Origin of the sequence: uncultured Dokdonia sp. (assembly GCF_937910895.1) — a bacterium.
Classification (GTDB): Bacteria; Bacteroidota; Bacteroidia; order Flavobacteriales; family Flavobacteriaceae; genus Dokdonia.
This window is the reverse complement of record NZ_CALEMI010000160.1, coordinates 18,041-37,866: the sequence shown is the minus strand read 5'-3', so window position 1 is coordinate 37,866 and position 19,826 is coordinate 18,041. Positions and strand designations below refer to the sequence as shown.

Sequence of the window (19,826 nt, the reverse complement as noted above, 5' to 3'; positions counted from 1 at the left end):
AGCGAAAGAAAAACTTAATTAAAACTACAAAACTACACAAAAGAAAACCCTCATTACATTAATGTATGAGGGTTTTTGGTTTTTATAAAGTTAATCTGGCGTTATAAATCAAATTTAATTCCTTGTGCCAACGGCAGTTCGGTTGTATAATTAATCGTATTTGTTTGACGACGCATATATACCTTCCAAGCATCAGAACCTGACTCACGTCCACCTCCAGTATCTTTTTCTCCTCCAAAGGCACCTCCTATTTCGGCTCCAGAAGTTCCAATATTTACGTTTGCAATACCACAATCAGATCCTGCAACACTTAAGAAATGCTCTGCTTCACGAAGGTTGTTTGTCATAATCGCACTAGATAATCCTTGTGCAACACCATTTTGAGCTTCGATAGCATTTTCTACAGTTCCTGAGTATTTAATAAGATATAAAACAGGAGCAAATGTTTCGTGTTGTACAATTGGGAAACTATTATCGGCTTCTGCAATCGCGGGCTTTACATAACATCCGCTTTCATATCCTTCTCCAGAAAGAACACCTCCTTCTACGATAATTTTTCCTCCTTGTGCTACTACTTGCTCTAAAGCATTGTTATAATTTGCAACAGCATCAGTATCAATTAATGGCCCTACGTGGTTATTCTCATCAAGAGGATTTCCGATACGTAGTTGTCCATAAGCAGCAACAATAGCATCTTTTACTTTGTCATAAATACTGTCATGTATAATGATACGTCTTGTTGAAGTACAACGTTGTCCACAGGTTCCTACAGCACCAAATACACCTCCAATAACTGTCATTTTAATGTCTGCATCTGGGGTGACAATAATAGCGTTGTTTCCTCCTAACTCTAATAGCGAAGTTCCAAGACGTTCTCCTACGGTACGAGATACAATTTTACCCATACGCGTACTTCCTGTCGCAGAAACTAAAGGAATACGAGCATCTGTTGTCATAAACTCACCTACTTTGTAATCTCCGTTAATAAGACCAGAAATTCCTTCTGGTAGCTCATTTTCTTTTAACACAGCGGCAATGATGTTTTGACATGCAACACCACATAAAGGCGTCTTTTCTGATGGCTTCCAAACACATACGTCTCCACAAATCCAAGCTAAAGCTGTATTCCAAGCCCAAACTGCTACGGGGAAGTTAAATGCAGAAATAATCCCTACCACACCTAGTGGATGGTATTGCTCATACATACGGTGTCCTGGACGTTCAGAATGCATCGTAAGACCATGTAACTGACGAGAAAGACCAACTGCAAAATCACAGATGTCTATCATTTCTTGCACTTCACCTAGTCCTTCTTGGTAAGATTTTCCCATTTCATAAGAAACCAATTTACCTAAAGGCTCTTTAAGTTCGCGTAACTTTTGACCAAACTGGCGAACTACTTCTCCTCTTAATGGAGCTGGTTTTTTTCTCCAAGTTTTAAAGGCAGCTGTAGCCGCATCCATAACCTTATCATAATCTGCGCGGGTGGTAGCGGTTACTTTTCCTATAAGTTGACCATCCACTGGGGAGTGTGACTCGATGATCTCTCCATGAGAAAACCATTTGTTTCCTGTTGAAGTTCCATCATTTATATCTTTTACACCAAGCTGTTTTAAAGCTTCATCTATACCAAAATCTGTAGCGATTGTGCTCATTTTGTTTTATTTTTATATTAAAGAAATCGTTTGCGAAGATACAGATAATCTTATGCTTGAAAAAGGATACAGCGTCTTTATTCTAGCAGTAATTCTGCGGCGTATTACTATTTTTCTAGATGGTATTTATTGTATTATCAAGAAGTATAAACTCAAGAAATTCGATGTGGTAGGGGTTGATCTTCCATTTTCTTCAATGAGCTGATTTATCAATAGATTGCTGTTTTTTTCGCTTTCGCGAAAGCGAACCCTACATAACTACATTTTTTGCCATACTATTCTATGAATTTTCAGGTTGAAGTGTAACTACTCTGTAGTCACAAAACGTTTATCGGTAGGCATGACTTCTCCACAATTGGAGCACGTACGTTTTTCCTTATCACCATAAAAGTCTTTAAAATGAGTTAAGAAATCACTTTCTATATCGTGAAGCGGAAAATATACTTCATACAATTTATGATTGCAGTTATCACAAAACCACAATAAACCATCTTTCCCTTCAAGGTCATCTCTTTTGCGCTCTATGACTAGCCCTATAGATCCTTCATGACGTACTGGAGAATGAGGTACGCCAGCGGGATGTAAATACATATCTCCGGGTCCTAAAGGCATTGTTTTTTTCTGCCCATCTTCTTGGATGTGGACTTCAATGTTTCCTTCTAATTGAAAGAATAACTCTTCGGTCTCGTTATAATGATAGTCTTTACGAGCATTGGGACCTGCCACAATCATGACAATATAGTCTCCTGCGTCTTTGTATAAATTCTTATTTCCTACAGGTGGTTTAAGAAGATCTCTGTTTTCTTCTATCCATTGATTCAGATTAAAAGGTTTTGCTATTGCCATGGTCTAAAAAGTATTTGTATAAAAATACAATAATCTCGTATACATCACTCAGCCTACTCTATAAATTAGTACAAAAAAACAGCCCTGCTAGTAGAACCAACAGGGCTGTAAACCAATTATGGTTTGGGGATCTTTATTTCACAAATATGTGGGTAAAAAAGTTAATTCCATTTTCTGTTTGTGCCACACTAATACCTGAATGGGTAAAATTGCCTTCTATAGCTTCTTTATGACTCGGACTGTTCAACCATCCATCAACTACCGCTTGTGCCGTGCGATATCCAAAAGCAACATTTTCACTTACAACGGAAGCGCCATTGTCTTTTAGATAATCAGAACGTTCAAAGAAGTTGTCGTGGCTTACTCTATTATTTATAATCATATACGCTGTGTGATCTAATGCTTCTTCTTTCGCTAAATGATGTGTAGAAAAAGGAGGAAGATCTAGAGTGGCTCTGTAATCATTAATGATTGTTAAAATCTCGCTAGACATGGCATTATTATTCTCAATACTTAATTCACTTTCAAAATTTGCAGATGATGTTGTATCATCAATTTCTTCTGGGCTACACGATACAAGTAGGCATACCAATCCCATGACAAATAGGGTATTTGTGATTAACTTCATGATTTGGGGTATTATGATTTGGGATTACTAAAATAGAATAAAAATGCACATAAACGTCACAATGTTGCATTTAATCGATGAAATACACAAATTCTTACAATCCTTACGGAAAAACCGTTGTATTTCTTACTTCGTAAAAGGAGTTTTTAAAAAACCACTCGTATTATTTTGTTACTTTTAATGTGAGAATGTTATTTTGTGATTGTCATCCATTTAAAATGTATCAAAACCTGATCCTTATTTATGGATGCTATCACGACCAAAATGATTGTATGGAAAAAAAATGTCTAGAATGTGGGACACGTATTATAGGAAGAGCAGATAAAAAATTCTGCAACGATTCTTGTCGCAACAGTTATAATAATAAATTTAATAAAGATTCAAAAAACCTTGTGCGGACAATTAATAATAGGTTGCGTAAAAATTACCGTATTCTAGAAATGCTTAATCCTAGTGATAAAACTAAAACAACAAAAGCAAAATTGACATCAGCCGATTTTGATTTTAATTATTTCACGAGTACCTATACGACAAAGGCAGGCACCATCTATTATTTTGTATATGATCAAGGATATTTGCCTTTAGACGGTGGGGAGTATTATGCATTGGTGAGACGGACTGCCAAATAATGTTTTTAAGAAAACATATAGATTCTTCAATAGCCGTGGCTTGATTTTTGTAATACGTTTAACAGTGCTTACGTAGTAAAACTCAAAAATATTTTTTAAGTTTGATATGTAAAATAGCGTATAAAAATAATTGCTAAATATCTGATATTTATATACTAAGATTTGGTATTTATGCGTTATAAAATGCACCTGAATATAAAACAGTTGATATCTCAAAAGGATGTCTGTTCGCCTTTAAGCACCACTTTAGAAGAGCGTTTTGTTTTTAGTAATAAAACATTGTATAATTTTAATTTTTTAAAGTAATGAAAAAGCAACTCAATTCCTTTTTGCGTTTTTACATGCAAGGCATGTTTTAAAACAACTCCACGCGATTCTATCCCTTTTAGAATAGCTAATTTTTTCCACACCACACTTTAAGGAAAATACGTGTACTTGCTCTTTTAAAACAGAGCATTAAAATCGACGATATAAAAGTCATTGTTGGGGGACAACAGCTTTTTACATGAATCGTAAGTTGTGTGATATGTAATAATATATTGCATCACTTGACCTATTGGTATTTCAGAATTGGAAACACCAATACTATGACTTTTTTATGCACCACATCAAAAAAAGCATAATAGGCTTCCCTATAAGCCATTTTTAAAGCATTAATTTAAAAAAAAAGATTCAGATGAAGAACCATTCTTCAAAGGCAGGTGTGGCCTTGATTCAACCAGTATCAAATTCCAAGAGCAATAATCAGCATCTTATATATCCTCCAGCAAATAGAACAAGTCATTTTGTCAAAATTGCACGAATAAAGAATAAAGAGAAAAGAAGTGCCGCTATGCAAAAAGCAGCAAGGACCTATAATGTGTTTGAAACGAGTATAGAAGTACGTGGTGCATTTTCATCAATATATGATTTTTCACGATGGCTTACCGAACATAAAAATGAGCTTTCCTATAGTAGTATTAAGAGAAATATAAAACGGACAGCCTTATTAACAGAAGCACAAGAGATCTTTATATGGGAAAATTTAATCTATCAAATTGTAGAAAAGCAATCTTCAAAAGTAAAAGAAAGCCTTAAGGCACTACTAGTCGCAAACGACTTCTTAAAAGCCATTAATGACTTTAGTCAAAAAAGTGATGGGTATTTTGAAGATATTGTATTTACAGAAGAGCAACATCACCGATTTACTGCCATAGCAAATGCGACAGTAGTCATGACAAAAGAACTGCTCCAAAAAGATACAAGTACTGCTGTAGCGACAATAAAAGAGCAAAAACAACAAGTATGCGAAGCAGAGTGTATTCTTATCCAGAATAAAATAGCACTTTACAAAGAAGTACTTACCGAGCTTAAAAAAATAAATACGCTATATGACAATGATTTTGAACGCGGTTTTCAGAAAGCCTTACAGCAACAGACAACAACCATCGCAAATGTTGCAGACGATCTGCTACAAACAAAAGCACCTATTATAGATGTGATGACAGGAGAAGAGGTTGAGAAGTATATAAGGATACCACCGTTTTTGGTTGAAATTAAAAAGCCCTTACAACTTCAATCCATACTGCATAAAGTAAAAAAAGCTTCAAAAGAAGTGATAGAAGATGACTTGATTCCTGTGTGTAAGACATTACTAGAAGCAATCAACCTATTAAGACAGTCTATCTTATATTATCAAAAATGTATAGATATATTCTCTTCTACACGTGTGTGATATGACAGGCGGAGTTAATTTTTAATACTAAAATAAAGCCCTGATCCATACTAGGATCAGGGCTTTTTTAAACTTAAAAACGAAATGTAATCTACACACATATACATTTCGAAAAAAAGGGATCTTTAAATCACTTCCACTTAATTACAACAAACGGTTTCTACTGAGGCAGTAGCTGCCTCACAATCAGTAACACAGGTTGCATATCCACAAAAAGATTGTGCGGTGTCTCTACAACCACGTGTATCTAAAACTCTGCCCCCTCCTTGTATATGCATACGATTAAAACTAGAAATTACGTCTTTGTTAAGGCTTAAGCCTTTAATGCTCTTTTTTTTCATATTATAAAATTTAAGATTAAAATAATACTTGAAGTTAGAGCTACTAAAAAGCATACACAATAGCAAATGCATAAGCGTATGGGATAAACGTGAAAAGTGTAAGGACTTAGTTAAAAAGAGTATTTATTTTATGTAAGAATTAGTTTTTGGTATGCTTTCGCGAAAGCGGATAATTCAATACTATAAAGTTGGAAAAAGAAAAAGGTAAAGATCTCAAAAAAACCTTTACCTAAATAATCATATCTATTTATGGTCTGCGCTTAAAGGAGCCACACACAATCTAGTAGGAGAACTATCACAATAAACTTCTTTACATGTTCCTGATCTTCCATTTATTGTGCAACTACCTCCTACTGATGGGCAAGCATGATTGCACCACCCTCTATTGCTTCCTCCTTGAATAAATTTTTGGTTTTCTTTACTTAGTACAGTCCCTAATTTTGAAATTGATTCTAACATAGTGGTTAGTTTAAAAATTAATAATACCTAAAAATGCAAAAAAACAATTGAATACACAATAGCAAATGTATAAGCACATGGAAAAGACATGAGATTCGTACCTATGATTTAATAACAAATATAACACGCACCATATTCCCAAGAATAGCCATAACCAAAACATTGCGCTTGTGAATAATTTGTTCTTTTTCCTCCTGTACCGCCACAAATTTCAGGAACAGGTGTAGGGTTCATTCCTCCTGTAATTTCTTGTTGTTCAGATGTGTTTAAGACGGTGCCTACTTTTAAAATCTTTTTTAGCATAACTAATAGTTTTGAGGTTAAAAATACAGTTAAGATAGTTAAAATAATTGATTATCAATTAATTACGGTTTTCGCGTACTATTGTTACATCTGTGTAATTTTTATAGATTACGCTCTTGTCTGCCAGCAGATAGGTTCGCAAATCTGACTTTTGGTAACTACGCTTTCGCGAACCTGCCTATCGGCAGCTAGGAGCGTCAAAATCGATGTACCCCAACGCGATCTGTCATCATTTCTGTAAACCACAAATTACCATCGTGATCCATTTTGATACGATGCATCATCGTTCCTGTACTTGGCATCACATTAATACTAAAAGGAATTTCAGAAATCGAAGCACCCGCCACTTCTCTAATGGATTTGTCAAACTTAAGAAGGTAATCAGGGCCGCTCTTGGGCTCATTTTTATGATCGACATATACCTGTACCCATAAATTGTGATCGCGGTCAAAGGCTAGGGAAGCAAGAATGTCATTTTTTTGAAGCGCCGGCACAGGATATTCTGTAATCGTACCGTCCATATCAATTTTTCCAATCTTTACGCCTGTCTCTTCGGTAAACCACATACAGGCTTTGGAAGGATCAGGAATGACCGCAATAGGTCTGCTGTTGGCAGTTGGAATAGCATATTCTTTGATCGTCCCATCTGGTGTTACGTTTAAGATCGCACTGCTGAATAACTCTGTTCCCCACATCGTACCGTTAGGGCCTGCGGATAGGAAAATAGGCAAAGACGAGAGATTGTGTAATTCAAAATGCTCCACGGTTTCGGTAGCGATGTTAAACTTTCCGACCGTGCTAGTACGTTTTCCTGTAAACCAAATATGTTCCCCATCAGCATCCAGGCCTATGCCGTGTGGTGCTACATTGATAGGCGTTTTGGCACCTTTGGTATCCAGGCAGACATCAATTTCTTTAATAATGCATCCATCGGGATCTAGTTGTACCACGGTACCTTTGAACTCTAAAGACACCCAAAGATTCCCATCTGTATCTAATAACAATCCGTGCGGACCGCTGCCTTTTGGCATCTCAAAATAAGTGACGATTGTCCCATTATAATCAAGTTTGGCGATCCTATCCATGTTTTGCCCTGTTACATAAATGAAGTTTTCATCAATGACTAGTTCATGCGTAGAGCCTGTTTGGTCGCTGGGCCAATTGAGTGAATATTCTGTAATTTTTCCGTTGGTTTTTATGGAGGTGTCGGTAGTATGTTCGTGTATCATAACTGTTTGTCAATGAGTTGTGTGAAGTTAAAAGTAAGGATAAAATAGAATTTCTCGTTTTTAGACGGTGGTTTTTTTGAGTCCGCTTATGGCGAACCTGCCTGCCGGCAGGCAGGAGCGTATAAAGCATACATCTCTTTTTTAAATCAAAAAGAAAGAATGATACGTGTGGTTCGAGGAATACCAAAAACAAAGAGACAAAAGAAAAGCGAACCTTGGTCCGCTTTATCGTATTGTTTTTAAGTGGGTATTAATCTTCTGCCTCACAATCAAGATGCTCCGCACAATAAACAATTTCTCCACCAAGTTCACTACATGCAACTAAATCACTATACGTATAGATAAAACAGTAATACCCACCACCATGAATAGATCGTTGCTGCGTTTTATTTAAAACGGTTCCTAAATTTGAAATGCTCTTTAACATAGTTATAATTTTTAAGGTTACTAATAGAACTAATTTACTAAAAATAATTAATAACCAGATAGTTACGTTAAAACCGTAATGCTGCATACACAGGAATATAGGGGGATCATTCCAAAAGATAGATGCCTAGAAGAACAATACTATTGTGACTATTGTAAAGATGAAATAAGTTTTTTCATTCTTAAAAAGATAATTTTTATGATTTCGCTTCCGCGAAAATTGATATGGGATTACGGGAAGCCGTACGATAAGAGTGCCTATAATCTGTATTTTTCTTTTTATAATTTTATTGGATGTTAAATCTGTTGTTTTGAGAAGTGCTTGTCACAGACGAGTGTTAGCGGGGGTAAGGTAGTGTGAGCATTTAGAGTTTGAATAAGATATTTTCGTGTATTTTGTTGTAAATCAATTATATTAGAGAAATTTTTTACATATGATGTATTTTAAAAATATCAAGCAACTGAACGAATTTCTTATTAATAATGAAAGTGAGTCATTATTAAATGAATATTTTGAATTTGTTGATAGAATAATAATTCCTCACCCATATGAAGAATATCGTTTTATTGAAGGGATATCAAAAGGAAATACAGATACATTTAATGAATATTCATTAACTTTTTTGCATTCAGTGGTTTCTATCGCTCAAGAATATATTGATGAGGGGACATTAGAAATATCTATTAAAGATTTTATTGTTAAAGGAAATACTTCTTTATTATTTATTTTAACGTATTTGTTTTCTGAAGATTATCCGTATTCAGGAGAAGATAGTTTATTCCTTCGCACAAAAATTATTAACCAATTGAGAGTAGAAATATCAGAAATTTTAAGTGAAAGTGAAAAATATTCTTTCTCTTTAAAAAATTGGATGTCCCAAAAAAAACAATTTTATCCATTGAAACAGGATAATACTTTCAATGAACCTCTAGATTTAATTTTTGACAATGAAGAATTTGATAATAAAACAATATCAGATGCTATAATGTGGTTATCTGAATTGTACACGTCAATAGGTGGGGGAGAACTCATTATTGATAAAGTAGAAACTTTTGAAGTTATTAATGAAGTTGAATTAGCATAGTCATGTCTGAAAGCTTTAAAAAATATACTAAGGTACAAGTTCGAGATGCTGATTGGTCTATTTGGCGCAAAATGCGTCCAAAATTAATAGAAGCTGTAAGAGAATTTTTAGATTCTGTTATTGATGATAGGAATAATAAATTGATAAGAGAAGAAACTGTGAAATTCACTGAAGCACTTTTAGAATTTGGTAAGGATAAAATCAAAGACACAAGTAAGAATAATGTAATTACTATAGCTGAAATTGATAGAATATATGGACAAAAGAGAAAGGCTAATGCGGAAATTAGAAAATTGAATGCAGAATCTGATGCTATAGAAATTAAAAATAATATCAAAAGACTTTATGTTGCAATGGCAGGAATGAAAATGTTAATATCTGGAATAAAAAATGAAGAAGAAATAATTTTTTCAAGACAAATAGATGCTTTCCTTAAAGTTTTAAAAAGAATTGAGTCTGATAATCTTCCTGAAAATTAAATTCTATCGCTCATCCAAATCTACCATCCATCTTAGCATATACATTTCATAATCATCTAAAGCTATATGGTTCTATACAGTTAACTGCCTGATGAAAATTAGTTTTATCAATATGTAAGAGTGCTTTTATGTAAGGAAATACCTCTCAGTCAAGTAATAGTAGGGTCTTAGAAAACCTGAAAGGTATAAATTACTGGAATTAATATAGTTGTAGTAAATTGTGTGTGCAAGAAATATTTTTTATAAATGAAAACAATAAGAAGAGAGAATCCCGTTTCTTGGGTTTTAGTAAACTCTTTAGGTAAACTAAAGTTTAGCAAAAGTAGTTACTACTATTTGGTAATTGTTCCTGTGATTGTAAAAGCATTAGAAAAAGTAAATAACCCTCTTAATTTGACATTGGGAGGAGCCAATATTCCAATAACTATTGAACTTCCCTTTAGTTGGTATTACTTTTATTTTGGAGCTATTGTAATAGCTATTGGTTCTTTGATATACCAACTTTGTTGTCCTTCATTAATAAAGAAATATAAAAATTACGGAGAGTTTTTAACTTCAGGAGAATCAGACGGTTATTTGAAACAAATTTACCTAAAACATAGAGTTCCAAAACCTACAGCATTCTTTACTGAACAACCATATATTGAAAGTAAAGCTCCTATTGATATAGATAATATGGACAGTGAGCCAAACATTCTGTATATTAATAAAAAACCATTGAAAGTGGTTGATTATAAGCAAAATACTAAATATTTGGAAGAAAGGAAAAATGCTTTTAATGGCATCTACAATACAGTTAAGTTTCATAACAGCTATTTGATCTATACTTCTTTTTTACTGTATATGTTAGGATTTGCAGCTTTTATATGGGTTATTATTCAAAACATAGCATATGTGATTAGACACTTATTCTAGAGCAAATATTGCTCTATAGAAAACTCCTCATACCCTTGAATGATTATATAATACAATTTGAAATAATTTTTCAAAACACCATCTAAAAATCAACCAACTTCTTCAAAGGCACTTCTAAAGCCTTTGCGATTTCTAAAAGAGAGTATATGGTTGGGTTGACTTTTCCATTTTCTAGCTTCTCAATGGCTTGCCTGTCTTTACTAGAAGCCCGAGCCAGATCAGACTGACTCCAGCTTTTTTGACTTCGTAGTTCAATAATACGTTGACCGAGCTTCTTTTTAAGTTGTTCTTTATCCACAAAACAAATGTCAATCAATTATATGACATTTTTGTCATACAAAAGTTTGACAGATTGCTTTTAATGTATATGTTTGTCATATAAGTAGTTGACAAATGAAAACATTCAGAAAATTAAAAATCTATCAAAAATTCCGTTCTAGAACGTGGGATCATACCACTGTTCCTGAGATTAGACTCGAAGGAAAATGGTTACAGGCATTGGGTTTTGAAGAGGGAAAAGAAATCAACGTCAAGCAACAAAGAAATAAGCTAACCATTACGCTCGTTGAGAAGAGATCACGGTAGGATACAGAGAAAAGAAAAGCGAACCGAAGTTCGCTTTTTAATTTAACAAAGCTCTTGTCTACACTCATTGAAGCAAGCACTAAATTCTTCTTTGCTTTGAAAATTTTGTGATCGACAATAATCTAAACATACTGAGCAAAGTACAGGAGAACCTCCTTGAATTAGCCTTTGTTCTTGTGTACTTAATGATGAACCAAGATTAGAAATGTTTTTTAACATAATCATAATTTTTAAGATGAATAATACATCTAAACTAATTAAAATAATTAATAACCAAATAGTTACGGTAAATCCGTACAGATAAAACAAACTCACAATGACCCTAGTAGAGAAGAAATAATTATCTTTTACTACACAAAAAACTCCTGAATACACAGGAGTTTTCAATAGTATAGTACTACCTAAGTCTATTAACAGCCACTTATCGGGCAAATGGTTATTGTAACGTTACCCTGACATGCTGTATCATTAGTACCTTCTTCTGCAAAAGGAGGTCCAAACCCACCTTGTACTCGCGTAGCGGTAAGTTTTGAAATTGTTTTTTTGTGTAAAGACAAAGATTTTAGATGATTCTTTTTCATGATATAAATATATAAGGTTAATACTATATTAAATATACTAAAAATATCTGATCGTCAAACAATTACGGTAAACCCACAGATGTAAAAAGTAATTATACAATGACACTAGCTGATAAGAGAAAATAACAGTGTACTTCATAAAAAAACTCCTGAGCGACCAGGAGTTTTCAATAGTATAATGTACTATTTATTAGTGAAACGCTGTTTTGTGAAGTCTGAAAGACGCCTACAAAATAGGTAGTTGAACTAATCCCGCTGAAAGCGGGATCTATGGTTTAATCTCTGAGGGTTTAATTCACCGATGCTTGCACTGTATTTTTCTTTTTTTTGGAATTTGTGATTTTCCTTTTTGTCATTTGATACCTCATATGCTTGCATCGAGGTAGTTCATTTTCTATTAACAAGCCGTTGAGCAGGCAGTTCTTGTTGCCATTCCTTGACATCCTTCTACACCAGAGCCTTCCTCTTCAAGATTATTAATGCCGCCTAATACTTGTATAGCGTTGAGTTTTGAAATCGTATTCTTGTGTAAAGACAAAGATTTTAGATTTTTCTTTTTCATAATATTAAATTTATAAAGTTAATAACACATTAAATATAATGAATATATCTGATCGTCAAATAAGTAAGAAAAAATCGTACCTGTAAAAACAAGCTTACCACTATCGTAGCTGGGAAAAGATCACTGTAATCTGAAAAAAGAATAAAAAAGCGATCCGAAGATCGCTTACATAGTTAACAGCAAGACCATGTATGCGTAACAGGATTATACATAGGCTCAAGTGGATACTCACAGACAGGAGCTTTCCCTCCTAATATTGCTTTTTGATGACACTCGTTCAGCGTTTGAGCTCCTTTTAGATTTGAAATGTTTTTTAACATGATAGAAGATTTTAAAGGTTAATAATACAACTAAGTTAGTGTAAATAATTGATAATAAATAATTTACGGATAAACCGTAATCTCAAAGTTGCAGTAGCAAATGAAAGAAGAGTAAAAAAAGTAAACCAGATTTCGTTTTGTAAACTAATATAATTTGCTAGCACAACTTGCGATCTCATGTAGTACTTATAATGTGTATCACTATCCAAAATATTATGATAGAAGTTATATGTCACATCATATTGGGATAGATGTAGCATTTCTAATACTATGTTTACTTGTTTTTTATCTCTTGATGAAGAAAACTATAAAACTATCAAGAACTTTTTTAATTAGGAGATATTTAAAAATTACACGAGAGCGCCTAAAGGTAAATTTTAAAATCAAAGCACAAAAAACCCCTAATCTTTTTAAGATTAGGGGCTCAGTACCGAAAGTGGGAATCGAACCCACACTCCAAAGGAACGCGAGTTTGAGTCGCGCGCGTCTACCAATTCCGCCATTTCGGCTTATGCTATCAGAGTATCTCTGATAGTTCTGAGTTGTTCTTTACCAACTCCAGATTTCCAATATTTTTCTCGTTTCCGAGCACTAACTCTATCAAGACATTCCTCTTGATAAATAATTTTATAAGGAAGATACGCTTTGGTAGTACGCTCTCTTCCTGAATTATGCCTATCAAAACGTTCTTCTAGATTCTTGGTCATTCCTACGTAAATGTAGTTATGATGCATACTAGATATTGCATAAACATAGATTCTTTTCAATATTTCAATAGCTACAACGATGAGTCGCAGCGCGCCTACCTGTCGGCAGACAGGTCTACCAATTCCGCCATTTCGGCTATTACGAACAGCAAAATTAAAGAATAATTTTGTGCAAACCTCATAAAAGCCCGACTTTTCTAAGGCTAGACTCATTTTTATTACTACTTTTGCACCTCCTTTTTAAGAAAGGAACATATTAATCAATCTGTTAACTGTTACCAAGATGACTGCTACAGTACCACAACCTAAAATATTTGCTTGTCAAAAAAGCAAAGTTCTTGCAGAAGCAATTGCAAAAGAATTCGGGCAACCGTTAGGAAATATTATTACTTCCACATATAGTGATGGAGAATTTCAACCTTCATTTGAAGAATCGGTACGTGGGTCAAGAGTTTTTATTATCGGAAGTACCATGCCTAATAGTGATAACTTGATGGAAATGTTATTAATGCTAGATGCTGCAAAAAGAGCATCTGCTAGACATATCACAGCAGTCATTCCTTATTTTGGATGGGCACGTCAAGACCGTAAAGATAAACCTAGAGTCCCTATTGCAGCAAAATTGAAAGCAAATTTGCTAGAGACCGCAGGCGCCACTCGTATTATCACAATGGATTTACACGCAGATCAGATTCAAGGATTTTTTGAAAAGCCAGTAGACCATTTATTTGCATCTACTATCTTTTTACCCTATTTACAAAATTTAGGATTAGAGAATCTTACAATTGCTTCTCCAGATATGGGAGGAAGTAAAAGAGCTTATGCGTATAGCAAAGCGATGGAGAGTGATGTTGTCATTTGTTATAAGCAACGTGCCAAAGCAAATGTAATCTCTCACATGGAACTTATAGGAAATGTAGAAGGACAACACGTTGTTCTTGTAGATGATATGGTAGATACGGCAGGTACCTTAACAAAAGCCGCAGACTTGATGATGGAGAAAGGAGCATTAAGTGTACGAGCGATCTGTACACACGCTATTTTGAGTGGTAATGCGTATGAAAAAATAGAAAATAGTCAACTTAAAGAATTAATTGTCACAGATTCGATTCCTAAAGAGCACAAGAGTGACAAAGTAAAAGTTCTGAGTTGTGCACCCTTATTTGCAGATGTAATGCACCGTGTAAACAGTAACACGAGTATTGCGTCTAAGTTTGTTATGTAATTAATTAATACTTAATATATTTTAAAATGAAGTCAATTTCGATCAAAGGATCTAAAAGAGAAAGCGTAGGCAAGAAAGCTACTAAGGCCTTACGTAATGCTGGACAGGTACCTTGCGTAATCTACGGAGGGGATCAACCAATGCATTTTAGCGCACCAGAGTTAGCGTTCAAAGGATTGGTGTATACACCAGATGCGCATACGGTAGATATTGAACTTGAAGGAACCACATACCGTGCGATCCTTCAGGATATTCAGTTTCACCCAGTAACTGATCGTATTGTACACGTCGATTTTTATCAAATTTTTGATGATAAAGAGGTAACAATGATCATTCCTGTACGATTTATAGGAAGTTCAAAAGGGGTACTTAATGGAGGAGTTCTTCGTAAGAACAACCGTACTTTAAGAATAAAAGCTTTACCAGATAATCTTCCTGATTTTGTTGAGGCAAATATTACTGATCTTAGAATTGGTAGTAAATTATATGTAACAGCTCTTGAGAATGAAGCTTACAAATTTATGCACCCAGATAACACTGTTGTGTGTCAAGTAAGAACATCTCGTAACGCAGTTGATTTAGATGACGAAGATGAAGATGAAGATGGAGAAACTACAGAAGCTACAGAAACATCTGATGTTGCAGCAGTAAAAGAATAAATATATCTTTTTATATGTACGTAAAAGCACCCTTTCTAGGGTGCTTTTTTCGTTCTGGTTATCACAAGGTAAATCAATTCATTTATAATTAAAAGGATATTTGTCAAGGCGTGATGCATTTAGTACTTTTATGTTTTAAACTCACAGCGCACTATGTTTTCTTTTTTTAATCGCATTTTCAAGAAAAAAGAGAGAGAAATACCTGTTGAAGATCCTATGAAAAAATTTCTTATTGTAGGTTTGGGCAATATCGGTCCCAAATACGCAAATACACGGCATAATATTGGTTTTAAGGTGGTGGACGCTTTCGCGAAAGCAAACCAAGCCACTTTTGAAACAGAAAAATTAGGCGACATCGCCAAGACAAAAATTAAAGGAAAGACAGTTATACTTCTCAAGCCCAATACCTATATGAACCTGAGTGGAAAATCCGTACGGTACTGGTTGCAACAAGAGAAAATACCATTAGAACATCTATTAGTGATTACAGACGATTTAAATCTGGAATTTGGTACAATTAGAGTAAAAACCAAAGGAAGTGATGGAGGTCATAATGGACTTAAGGATATTCAGGCGCAATTAAACACAACAACCTACAATAGATTTCGTTTCGGAATAAGTGATCAATTTTCAAAAGGGCGTCAAGTAGATTATGTACTTGGTGAGTGGACTCCTCAAGAAGAAGCATCACTCCCAGAACGCTTTGAAAAAAGCTGTGAGGTAATTACCTCTTTTGTAGCTGCAGGAATATCAAATACTATGAATGCATATAACGGAAAATAAGATTGAAAACACATTCTAGCGCATATACATTTACCAGTAAAAAAAGAACTGTAGTGACTATAGGAACTTTTGACGGCGTTCATATAGGTCACAGAAAAATAATTGCTAGACTTGTAGAAAGTGCACGTATTAATGATTGGGAATCTGTTGTCCTTACCTTTTTTCCACATCCTCGTATGCTTTTACAAAAAGATACAGATATAAAGTTAATTAATACGATCACAGAACGAGGAACACTTCTGGAAGGATTAGGTTTAGACCATCTTGTTGTACATCCTTTTACGATGGATTTTTCAAGAATGCAAGCCGAAGATTTTGTAGAAGAGATTCTTGTCAAAGCATTACACGCAAAAAAAGTAATTATAGGATATGATCATCGTTTTGGACGCAATCGTAAGGCAGATATTGAAGATTTAAAACGCTTTGGAGAACAGTTTGGATTTGAAGTAGAAGAAATTTCAAAACAAGAGCTTGAAGATGTAGCGGTGAGTTCTACAAAAATTAGAGCAGCATTGCTAGATGGTGATATTAAAAAAGCAAATGCTTATTTAGGGTATCCTATTATGCTGCAAGGCAAAGTAATACATGGAAAGCATCTAGGAAAAAAATTAGGGTACCCTACGGCAAATCTTCACGTTCCTAAAGCATATAAACTCATTCCAGCACAAGGCGTATATGTAGTACGTTCTTATATACAGGAAAAACGTGTGTACGGTATGATGAACATAGGAACCAATCCAACGGTAGGAGGAAAAGAGCAAACGGTAGAAACCTATTTCTTTGATTTTGACAGTGACTTATATGGGAAACAATTATCAATAGAAATTCTTTGTAAAATCCGTGGAGAGCAGCATTTTAACTCGGTAGATGAGCTTATAAAAGCAATGCAAGAAGATGAGGTGTTTTCTCGTTCGTATATCCAATCTTTGAAAGAGTAAACGCTATGAAAGTGAATCAGTTTCTTTTTTCACGTATTGATAACAGCCCGTTGGTTGTTTTTAGAGTGTTTTTTGGACTATTGATTATGCTGGAAGCGTGGGGCGCAATTGCTACAGGATGGGTACGACGTATTTTTGTAGATCCTGAGTTTACCTTTAATTTTATTGGATTTGACTTTTTTCAAAGCTTTCCTGGTACGGGATCACAGATGTATGTCTATTTTATAGTGATGGGTATCTTTGGAGCGATGGTCATGCTAGGCTATCGCTATAGACTTGCCATTATAGGATATGCCATCATGTGGAGTGTGGTGTATCTCATGCAAAAATCGGCATACAATAATCATTACTATCTGTTAATGCTCTTGCTATGGATTATGGCGTTGTTCCCAGCAAACACCTCTTTTTCTTTGGATGCAAAAAGAAATCCAGCCATACGAGATCAAAGTATGCCTAGATGGGTGCCGCTACTTATTATCACACAATTATGGATTGTGTATACGTATGCATCTATTGCAAAGGTATATCCAGATTGGTTGGATGGTACAGCGCCACAATTATTAATGTCTGGTAGGAAAAATACACAAATCATAGGAGTTTTTTTGCAACTACTATGGGTACCATGGGTGGTTGCGTATGTTGGAATTATTTTTGACGGGTTGATTATTCCAGCATTACTTTGGAAAAAGACCCGTAAATGGGCATTTATCATTTCTATATTTTTTCATCTCTTTAATTCTATTGTCTTTCAAATAGGAATTTTCCCATACATGTCTTTGGCATTTACTGTATTTTTCTTTCCAACGGAAGTCATACATCGCATATTTTTAAAACGATGGAAACCTTTTTATAAAGCAACCCAAGAAATACGAGTGCCTAAATTCCGAACATTGGGTATTATAGTCATTGGAATTTATTTTGTTTTTCAAATTTTACTTCCCTCTAGGCATTGGTTGATAGAAGACAATGTATTATGGGCAGAAGAAGGGCATCGATTAAGTTGGCGTATGATGCTACGCACAAAGTCTGGTTCTAGTCATTTTACGATCCTAGATAAGGCAACAAATAAAAGAACAGCGATCAACCTCAATGAGTATTTATCTCAGAAACAAATGCGTAACATTCGGACAAAACCAGATGTGATATGGCAATTTGCGCAACGCCTTAAAAGAGAATATGCTGCCAAAGGACAAGATATCTCTGTATTTGTAAATTGTCGCGTCCGAATAAACGGAAGGAAATCTCGTATGCTTATAGATAATAAGGTAGACTTAGCCGCTGTTTCTTGGGATCCTTGGCGACATGCCACTTGGATCTTAGACAGTGGAGATTATTTAGATAAAGAATAAGCTTTCTTATTTTACTATTTCCTTAAATTTGCCAACTTATATAAAAGACACGATCATGTTGGAAGTAGCTCAAATAAGAGAACATAAAGATGCTTTTGCAAAAGCACTTCAAAAAAGAAATATTGATGTAGCCGATGCATTACTAGAACAAGTACTTGCGCTAGACGAGACACGTCGTTCTACACAATCACAGCTAGATGAAGTCTTAGCCGATAGTAATAAATTCTCAAAAGAGATTGGGATTCTGTTTAAAAATGGAGAAGCTCAAAAAGCAAACATCCTAAAAGAAAAAACAGCAGGATTAAAAGAACAATCCAAAGGGTTACAAGAGCAACTAAACGAAGCTAGCGAAGCTTTGCAACAATTGTTGTTTACCATTCCAAATATTCCTCACGATTCTGTTCCAGAAGGAAATACAGATGAAGATAATGAAGAGGTGTTTCGCAAAGGAGATATCCCTGTATTATACGAAGGTGCACAGCCACACTGGGAACTAGCAAAAAAATATGATATTATCGATTTTGAGCTAGGCACAAAAATTACAGGTGCTGGTTTTCCTGTATATAAAGGCAAAGGCGCACGATTACAGCGTGCGTTAATCAGTTACTTTCTGGACAAGAATACAACTGCGGGGTATACAGAATATCAAGTACCTCATTTGGTCAATGAAGAGTCAGGCTTTGGTACAGGACAATTACCTGATAAGGAAGGGCAGATGTATCACGTCACTGAAGACAATTTATACCTAATCCCTACGGCTGAGGTACCTGTGACCAATATGTTTAGAGGAGATATGATTAACGAAGGTGATTTACCTATTACGTGTACAGGATATACGCCTTGTTTCCGTCGGGAGGCAGGATCTTATGGCGCACACGTACGAGGATTGAATCGATTACATCAATTTGACAAAGTAGAGATTGTGCGTATAGAGCACCCAGACAACTCAGCAGCAGCGCTAGATGGGATGGTAGCTCATGTGAAAACAATCTTAGATGAACTTGAATTACCATATCGTATTTTAAGACTTTGTGGAGGTGATTTAGGATTTACAGCACATCTTACCTACGATTTTGAAGTGTTTTCTACCGCACAAGACCGTTGGTTAGAAATTAGTTCTGTATCTAATTTTAGAACCTTTCAAGCAAATCGACTGAAGCTACGGATCAAAGATAAAGACGGGAAGAAAATGTTAGCACATACCCTGAATGGGAGTGCATTGGCATTACCTCGTGTACTTGCTGGGATTCTTGAAAATTGTCAAACTCCAGAAGGGATTAAAATTCCTAAAGCACTTGTTCCCTATTGCGGATTTGAGATTATAGATTAGAAAGTTTTACAAAATAATGTTAAAAGTCCCTTCTCCCTTTAAGAGAAGGGATTTAGGGTTGGGGGCTTTTCTGTATCT

Annotated in this window: 25 protein-coding genes and 1 tRNA gene; 12 read left to right on the top strand and 14 right to left on the bottom strand. The window is 34.9% G+C overall.

Features of this window, described 5'->3' with window-relative positions:
- Positions 1-101: 101 nt before the first annotated feature.
- From Q0505_RS19470 to Q0505_RS19460, 3 genes are all read right to left on the bottom strand, one after another.
- Positions 102-1,655 (bottom strand): aldehyde dehydrogenase family protein, encoded by a 1,554-nt coding sequence (locus tag Q0505_RS19470; RefSeq protein ID WP_299216701.1) that lies wholly within the window; start codon positions 1,653-1,655, stop codon positions 102-104.
- 306 nt (positions 1,656-1,961) lie between these two features.
- Complete coding sequence (locus tag Q0505_RS19465; RefSeq protein WP_299216696.1) at positions 1,962-2,501, bottom strand: 3-hydroxyanthranilate 3,4-dioxygenase; 540 nt, start codon at positions 2,499-2,501, stop codon at positions 1,962-1,964.
- Positions 2,502-2,634: 133 nt separating this feature from the next.
- Positions 2,635-3,129: a CAP domain-containing protein gene (locus Q0505_RS19460; RefSeq protein WP_299216693.1), complete on the bottom strand. Its 495-nt coding sequence runs from the start codon at positions 3,127-3,129 to the stop codon at positions 2,635-2,637.
- Between the two features lie 272 nt (positions 3,130-3,401).
- Between Q0505_RS19460 and Q0505_RS19455 the strand changes: the two genes are divergently transcribed.
- On the top strand, positions 3,402-3,758 hold the full coding sequence (locus Q0505_RS19455) for a hypothetical protein (RefSeq protein ID WP_299216690.1): 357 nt from the start codon (positions 3,402-3,404) through the stop codon (positions 3,756-3,758).
- Positions 3,759-4,434: 676 nt separating this feature from the next.
- The gene (locus tag Q0505_RS19450; protein WP_299216688.1) at positions 4,435-5,472 is read left to right on the top strand and encodes a hypothetical protein; all 1,038 of its coding nucleotides are present in this window, start codon (positions 4,435-4,437) and stop codon (positions 5,470-5,472) included.
- A gap of 140 nt (positions 5,473-5,612) precedes the next feature.
- Here Q0505_RS19450 and Q0505_RS19445 read toward each other — a convergent pair whose 3' ends face one another.
- The 5 genes from Q0505_RS19445 to Q0505_RS19425 form a co-directional block, all read right to left on the bottom strand.
- Positions 5,613-5,813 carry a class I lanthipeptide gene (locus Q0505_RS19445; protein ID WP_299216685.1) on the bottom strand — a complete coding sequence of 67 codons (201 nt, stop codon included), beginning with the start codon at positions 5,811-5,813 and terminating at the stop codon, positions 5,613-5,615.
- Between the two features lie 243 nt (positions 5,814-6,056).
- The gene (locus Q0505_RS19440; RefSeq protein ID WP_299216682.1) at positions 6,057-6,272 is read right to left on the bottom strand and encodes a hypothetical protein; all 216 of its coding nucleotides are present in this window, start codon (positions 6,270-6,272) and stop codon (positions 6,057-6,059) included.
- Between the two features lie 108 nt (positions 6,273-6,380).
- Complete coding sequence (locus Q0505_RS19435) at positions 6,381-6,575, bottom strand: hypothetical protein (RefSeq protein WP_299216679.1); 195 nt, start codon at positions 6,573-6,575, stop codon at positions 6,381-6,383.
- A gap of 197 nt (positions 6,576-6,772) precedes the next feature.
- Positions 6,773-7,804 carry a hypothetical protein gene (locus Q0505_RS19430; protein ID WP_299216676.1) on the bottom strand — a complete coding sequence of 344 codons (1,032 nt, stop codon included), beginning with the start codon at positions 7,802-7,804 and terminating at the stop codon, positions 6,773-6,775.
- A 250-nt stretch (positions 7,805-8,054) separates the two neighbouring features.
- Positions 8,055-8,231 (bottom strand): hypothetical protein, encoded by a 177-nt coding sequence (locus Q0505_RS19425; protein WP_299216673.1) that lies wholly within the window; start codon positions 8,229-8,231, stop codon positions 8,055-8,057.
- 433 nt (positions 8,232-8,664) lie between these two features.
- On the opposite strand from Q0505_RS19425, the gene Q0505_RS19420 reads away from it, so the two are divergent.
- The 3 genes from Q0505_RS19420 (at position 8,665) to Q0505_RS19410 (ending at position 10,709) form a co-directional block, all read left to right on the top strand.
- A complete protein-coding gene (locus Q0505_RS19420; RefSeq protein ID WP_299216670.1) occupies positions 8,665-9,315 on the top strand; it encodes a hypothetical protein in 651 nt (216 codons plus the stop codon).
- Positions 9,316-9,317: 2 nt separating this feature from the next.
- Entirely contained in the window at positions 9,318-9,794 is a 477-nt protein-coding gene (locus Q0505_RS19415; protein ID WP_299216669.1) for a hypothetical protein, read from the top strand.
- Positions 9,795-10,040: 246 nt separating this feature from the next.
- Positions 10,041-10,709 (top strand): hypothetical protein, encoded by a 669-nt coding sequence (locus Q0505_RS19410; protein WP_299216667.1) that lies wholly within the window; start codon positions 10,041-10,043, stop codon positions 10,707-10,709.
- 82 nt (positions 10,710-10,791) lie between these two features.
- Here the strand turns inward: Q0505_RS19410 and Q0505_RS19405 are convergent, their stop codons facing one another.
- Entirely contained in the window at positions 10,792-11,007 is a 216-nt protein-coding gene (locus Q0505_RS19405) for a helix-turn-helix transcriptional regulator (protein WP_299216665.1), read from the bottom strand.
- Between the two features lie 95 nt (positions 11,008-11,102).
- Here Q0505_RS19405 and Q0505_RS19400 point away from each other — a divergent pair, with 95 nt between their 5' ends.
- Positions 11,103-11,294, top strand: coding sequence for a SymE family type I addiction module toxin (locus Q0505_RS19400; protein ID WP_299216662.1), 192 nt, complete (start codon positions 11,103-11,105; stop codon positions 11,292-11,294).
- A 410-nt stretch (positions 11,295-11,704) separates the two neighbouring features.
- On the opposite strand, the gene Q0505_RS19395 is transcribed toward Q0505_RS19400, so the two are convergent.
- From Q0505_RS19395 to Q0505_RS19375, 5 genes are all read right to left on the bottom strand, one after another.
- Positions 11,705-11,875, bottom strand: coding sequence for a class I lanthipeptide (locus tag Q0505_RS19395; RefSeq protein WP_299216659.1), 171 nt, complete (start codon positions 11,873-11,875; stop codon positions 11,705-11,707).
- 397 nt (positions 11,876-12,272) lie between these two features.
- Complete coding sequence (locus tag Q0505_RS19390) at positions 12,273-12,437, bottom strand: class I lanthipeptide (protein ID WP_299216657.1); 165 nt, start codon at positions 12,435-12,437, stop codon at positions 12,273-12,275.
- Between the two features lie 173 nt (positions 12,438-12,610).
- Complete coding sequence (locus tag Q0505_RS19385) at positions 12,611-12,757, bottom strand: hypothetical protein (RefSeq protein WP_299216654.1); 147 nt, start codon at positions 12,755-12,757, stop codon at positions 12,611-12,613.
- A 428-nt stretch (positions 12,758-13,185) separates the two neighbouring features.
- Positions 13,186-13,266 (bottom strand) — tRNA-Leu (locus tag Q0505_RS19380).
- Positions 13,267-13,677, bottom strand: coding sequence for a GIY-YIG nuclease family protein (locus Q0505_RS19375; protein WP_299216651.1), 411 nt, complete (start codon positions 13,675-13,677; stop codon positions 13,267-13,269).
- A gap of 70 nt (positions 13,678-13,747) precedes the next feature.
- Here Q0505_RS19375 and Q0505_RS19370 point away from each other — a divergent pair, with 70 nt between their 5' ends.
- The 6 genes from Q0505_RS19370 to serS all read left to right on the top strand — a co-directional run bounded on the left by Q0505_RS19370 (position 13,748) and on the right by serS (position 19,748).
- Positions 13,748-14,689, top strand: a complete 942-nt coding sequence (locus Q0505_RS19370) for a ribose-phosphate pyrophosphokinase (RefSeq protein WP_299216648.1) — start codon at positions 13,748-13,750, stop codon at positions 14,687-14,689.
- Between the two features lie 26 nt (positions 14,690-14,715).
- On the top strand, positions 14,716-15,348 hold the full coding sequence (locus Q0505_RS19365; protein WP_299216645.1) for a 50S ribosomal protein L25/general stress protein Ctc: 633 nt from the start codon (positions 14,716-14,718) through the stop codon (positions 15,346-15,348).
- 153 nt (positions 15,349-15,501) lie between these two features.
- Positions 15,502-16,131: an aminoacyl-tRNA hydrolase gene (pth, locus tag Q0505_RS19360; protein ID WP_299216643.1), complete on the top strand. Its 630-nt coding sequence runs from the start codon at positions 15,502-15,504 to the stop codon at positions 16,129-16,131.
- A 2-nt stretch (positions 16,132-16,133) separates the two neighbouring features.
- Positions 16,134-17,069 carry a bifunctional riboflavin kinase/FAD synthetase gene (locus tag Q0505_RS19355; RefSeq protein WP_299216640.1) on the top strand — a complete coding sequence of 312 codons (936 nt, stop codon included), beginning with the start codon at positions 16,134-16,136 and terminating at the stop codon, positions 17,067-17,069.
- Positions 17,070-17,074: 5 nt separating this feature from the next.
- A complete protein-coding gene (locus Q0505_RS19350) occupies positions 17,075-18,418 on the top strand; it encodes an HTTM domain-containing protein (RefSeq protein ID WP_299216637.1) in 1,344 nt (447 codons plus the stop codon).
- 55 nt (positions 18,419-18,473) lie between these two features.
- Entirely contained in the window at positions 18,474-19,748 is a 1,275-nt protein-coding gene (gene serS, locus Q0505_RS19345) for a serine--tRNA ligase (RefSeq protein ID WP_299216634.1), read from the top strand.
- The last annotated feature ends 78 nt before the right edge of the window (positions 19,749-19,826 follow it).